General features: G+C 72.2%; 5 protein-coding genes. 3 read left to right on the top strand and 2 right to left on the bottom strand.

Features of this window, described 5'->3' with window-relative positions; genetic code table 11:
- Together ABDW35_RS33395 and ABDW35_RS33390 are read left to right on the top strand one after the other, a co-directional pair.
- The coding region (locus tag ABDW35_RS33395) for a DNA-3-methyladenine glycosylase I (RefSeq protein WP_343718159.1) at nt 1–550 on the top strand (550 nt) is incomplete at its 5' end.
- Nucleotides 551–750: 200 nt separating this feature from the next.
- Nucleotides 751–1,638, top strand: coding sequence for a fatty acid desaturase (locus ABDW35_RS33390; protein WP_343718158.1), 888 nt, complete (start codon nt 751–753; stop codon nt 1,636–1,638).
- 6 nt (nt 1,639–1,644) lie between these two features.
- Here the strand turns inward: ABDW35_RS33390 and ABDW35_RS33385 are convergent, their stop codons facing one another.
- Entirely contained in the window at nt 1,645–2,541 is an 897-nt protein-coding gene (locus ABDW35_RS33385; protein ID WP_343718157.1) for a LysR family transcriptional regulator, read from the bottom strand.
- Between the two features lie 104 nt (nt 2,542–2,645).
- Between ABDW35_RS33385 and ABDW35_RS33380 the strand changes: the two genes are divergently transcribed.
- Nucleotides 2,646–3,656, top strand: a complete 1,011-nt coding sequence (locus ABDW35_RS33380) for an aldo/keto reductase (RefSeq protein WP_343718156.1) — start codon at nt 2,646–2,648, stop codon at nt 3,654–3,656.
- A 15-nt stretch (nt 3,657–3,671) separates the two neighbouring features.
- Here the strand turns inward: ABDW35_RS33380 and ABDW35_RS33375 are convergent, their stop codons facing one another.
- On the bottom strand, nt 3,672–3,974 hold the full coding sequence (locus ABDW35_RS33375) for a c-type cytochrome (protein ID WP_343718160.1): 303 nt from the start codon (nt 3,972–3,974) through the stop codon (nt 3,672–3,674).
- Nucleotides 3,975–4,007: the final 33 nt, after the last annotated feature.

Genomic DNA, 4,007 nt, shown 5'->3' with positions numbered 1-4,007 from the left:
CTGGGCCTCCGGCGGCCCGGCGATGCTGGCCTATCACGACCGCGACTGGGGCACGCCGGAGCGCGACGACCGCGCCCTGTTCGAGAATCTCAGCCTGCAGGGCACCCAGGCCGGCCTGTCCTGGCGCCTGGTGCTGGAGCGGCGGGAGAACTACCAGCGCGCCTTCCACGGCTTCGATATCGCCCGGGTGGCGGCGATGACGGATGCCGAGATCGACGCGCTGCTGGCCGATGCCGGGCTGATCCGCAACCGGGCCAAGCTGAACGCGGTGCGCACCAACGCCCGGGCGGCGCTGGCGGTGATCGCCTCCGAGGGCGGCCTGGGGCGCTACCTCTGGTCCTTCGTCGGCGGCCAGCCGCTGGTCAACCGCTGGACCGTCCATGCCGAGATGCCGGCCACCAGCGAGATCTCCGACCGGATGAGCCGCGACATGAAACGCCGCGGCTTCGTCTTCGTCGGCTCCACCGTCTGCTACTCGCTGATGCAGTCGGCCGGGCTGGTCAACGACCACATGGTCGGCTGTTTCCGGCATCCGGAGTTCGGGCGGTAGGGGCCGCCCCCTCACCCTCCCATTCGCCGACGCGAATGGGCCCCTCCCTCTCCCCAAGGAGAGGGAAGCAGGGCGGCGCCTCTTCACCTCTCCTTGGGGAGAGGTCGAAATCGCGCAGCGATTTCGGGTGAGGGGGGCCCAGCCCCTACTTCCGACTCAGCCCCCTTGATCCCCACTGCCGCGCGGCGCCAGGATGGGGCATGGCGGAGACCAGGGCATTGCCGCCGGAGGCGCTGAAGGCGCTGTCCCGGCGGTCGGACATGGAAGGGCTGCGGGCGCTGGCCCGGCATGCCGGGCTGATCGCGCTCGGCGTCGCCCTGGTGCTGGCGGCGCGCGGCACCTTCTGGGTCTGGCCGGCGATGGCGCTGCTCGGCGCCGCCGAGATCTCCCTGTTCGCGCCGCTGCACGAGACCACCCACCGCACGCCGTTCCGCTCGCTGTGGCTGAACCGGGCGGTCGGCTGGGTCGGCGGCTTCGTCCTGGTGCTGCCGCCGGAGGGCTTTCGCCTGTTCCACATGGCGCATCACCGCCATACCCAGGACCCGGAGCGCGACCCGGAGCTGATCGGCGCCAAGCCGCTGACCCGCGGCCGCTACTGGCTGATCCTGACCGGCCTGCCCTATTGGTCGAGCCAGATCCTCGGCCTGCTGCGCACCGCCGCCGGCCGCGACCGCTCGCCCTGGATCCCGGTGGCCGACCGCGCCCGGGTGGCGGCGGAGGCGCGGATCTATCTGTTGCTCTACCTCGCCGTGCTGGCCGCCAGCCTCGCCGCCGGCAGCGCCCTGGCCCTGCTGCTCTGGGCCGGGCCGGTGCTGCTGGCCCAGCCGCTGCTGCGCTGGGTGCTGCTGGCCGAGCATTCCGGCTGCGTCCGCAGCAACGACCGCTGGGCCAACACCCGGACGACGCTCGCCGGGCTGGTGCTGCGCGGGCTGTTCTGGAACGCCAGCTACCACACCGAGCACCATCTGGCGCCGGGCGTTCCGTTCCACGCCCTGCCGCGGATGCACGCTCTGGTCTCCGGCCGCCTCGCGGTGCTGTCGCCCGGCTATCCGGCCGCCCATGCGGAGATCCGCCGCGGCCTCGTCTAGTCGGCCTCAGCCCCGATCCGCCTTGATGAAATCGATGAACGCCCTGAGCGGCGCCGGCATGTGGGTGCGGCTGGGATAGTAGAGGAAGGGGCCGGAGAAGCCCTGCCACCACTCCTCCATCACCGGCACCAGGGCGCCGCTGTCGAGATCCGGCCGCAGCGCCTCCTCGAACATGCGGATCAGGCCCAGCCCGGCCACCGCCGCCGCCACCTCCATCTCGATCGCGGTCGCGATCAGCGGCCCCTCCGGGCTGATGCGGATCACCTTGCCGTCGCGCTCGAACTCCCAGGGCGCGACCCGGCCGCTGGGGAAGCGGTGGCGGATGCATGCATGGTCCAGCAGGTCGTTCGGGTGGCGCGGCCACCCCCGGGCGGCGAGGTAGGACGGCGCGGCGGCGATGACGAAGCGCTGGGTCCGCGGGCCGACCGGCACCGCGATCATGTCCCGCTCGATCCGCTCCTCGTAGCGGATGCCGGCGTCGAACCCCTCGGCCAGCACGTCGACGAAGCTGTCGTCGCCCACCACCTCCAGGCGGATGCCGGGATGCGCCGCCAGGAAGCGGCAGGCGATCGGCGGCAGGACGTGGCGGGCGACGATCGACGGCACGTTCAGCCGCAGCGTGCCGGCCGGGCTGTCGCGAAAGCTGGTCACGGCGTCGAGCGCGCCGGCCACCTCGCCCAGCGCCGGGCCCAGCCGCTCCAGCAATCTCTCGCCCGCCTCGGTCGGGGTGACGCTGCGGGTGGTGCGGTTCAACAGGCGCACGCCCAGCCGCCCCTCCAGCCGCCGCAGCGCGTCGCTGAGCGAGGAGGCGGAGACGCCGCGCAAGGTCGCGGCGCCGCGGAAGCTGCGGGCCCGGGCGACGGCGACGAAGGCGTCGAGATCCGACAGGTCGGGGCTGCTCATCGTTCGGCTTTCCGTACGGCTTGTTCGCCATTGCCCGGATTATCGCACGAAAGGCCGCCCGCCATATTGCCGGTATCGCAGCCCTCCCGGTATCGGAGCTCATCATGCAGTATCACCCGCTCGGGGCCACCGGCCCGCGCGTCTCCGCCCTCGGCCTCGGCGCCATGGGCATGTCCGGCATGTACGGCCCGTCCGACCGGGCCGAGAGCATCGCCACCCTGCATGCCGCCCTCGACGCCGGCATCACCCTGATCGACACCGGCGACTTCTACGGCTCCGGCCACAACGAGCTGCTGATCGGCGAGGCGCTGCGGGCCAGCGCGAAGCGCGACGCCGCGATCCTCAGCGTCAAGTTCGGCGGCCTGCGCGACCCGGCCGGCGGCTGGACCGGCTTCGACGCCCGGCCGGCGGCAGTGAAGAACTTCCTGGCCTATTCGCTGCAGCGGCTCGGCGTCGACCATATCGACATCTACCGCCCGGCCCGCCTCGACCCGGCCGTGCCGATCGAGGACACGGTCGGCGCCATCGCCGAGATGGTGCGGGCCGGCCATGTCCGCCACATCGGCCTGTCCGAGGTGGGGTCGGAGACGATCCGCCGCGCCGCTGCGGTGCACCCGATCGCCGACCTGCAGATCGAGTACTCGCTGGTCTCGCGCGGCATCGAGGACGGCATCCTGGCCACCTGCCGCGAGCTCGGCATCGGCATCACCGCCTATGGCGTGCTGTCGCGCGGCCTGATCAGCGGGCACTGGCGGAAGGACGCCACTACCGATGCCAAGGATTTCCGCGCCCACAGCCCGCGGTTCCAGGAGGGCAATGTCGACCGCAACCTGGCACTGGTCGAAGCGCTGCGGGCGGTGGCGGAGGCCAAGGTCGTCACCGTCGCCCAGATCGCCATCGCCTGGGTGGCGGCGCAGGGCCGGGACATCGTGCCGCTCGTCGGCTCCCGCCGCCGCGACCAGCTGGCCGAAGCGCTGGGCGCGCTGGACGTGGTCCTGACGCCGGAGGACCTGGCGCGGATCGAGCAGGCCGTGCCCAAGGGCGCCGCCGCCGGCGACCGCTATGCCGCCGTCCAGATGGCCCATCTCGACAGCGAGCGGCCACATCGCGTGTGAGGACGGCTCACCCCCTCACCCTCCCGGCCTCCGGCCGGGCCCCTCCCTCTCCCTGAGGAGAGGGGATCGGAGTCGTGGCCTCTTGACCTCTCCTTGGGGAGAGGTTGGAACCACGCAGCGGTTCCGGGTGAGGGGGCGGCTCAGGCCCATCCGCACCCGGAAACCCAGACCTGCGGCGATCGGTGCTGGTGCGGCAGGCATGACCGACGACGGAGCGTCGGACGAGACCACCGCGTTGCCCGCCAGCGCGGGAAATGCCTTCATCGCGCCGCTGCCGTCCGAACGATGGCACGCGTTGCAGTTGTCGAGGTACAGCAACGCGCCGCCTGTCGGCGTGACGCCCGAGCGCAA

Origin of the sequence: Inquilinus sp., assembly GCF_039594555.1 — a bacterium.
In the GTDB taxonomy this organism is placed as follows: Bacteria; Pseudomonadota; Alphaproteobacteria; order DSM-16000; family Inquilinaceae; genus Inquilinus.
The sequence above is the reverse complement of the archived record's forward strand: the minus strand, read 5'-3'. Positions and strand labels throughout refer to the sequence as shown.

What these genes read in the sequence shown, in the direction of transcription:
- ABDW35_RS33390 (WP_343718158.1), top strand. Translation starts at nt 751, where the DNA reads ATGGCGGAGACCAGGGCATTGCCGCCGGAGGCGCTGAAGGCGCTGTCC.
- ABDW35_RS33385 (WP_343718157.1), bottom strand. Translation starts at nt 2,541, where the DNA reads ATGAGCAGCCCCGACCTGTCGGATCTCGACGCCTTCGTCGCCGTCGCC.
- ABDW35_RS33380 (WP_343718156.1), top strand. Translation starts at nt 2,646, where the DNA reads ATGCAGTATCACCCGCTCGGGGCCACCGGCCCGCGCGTCTCCGCCCTC.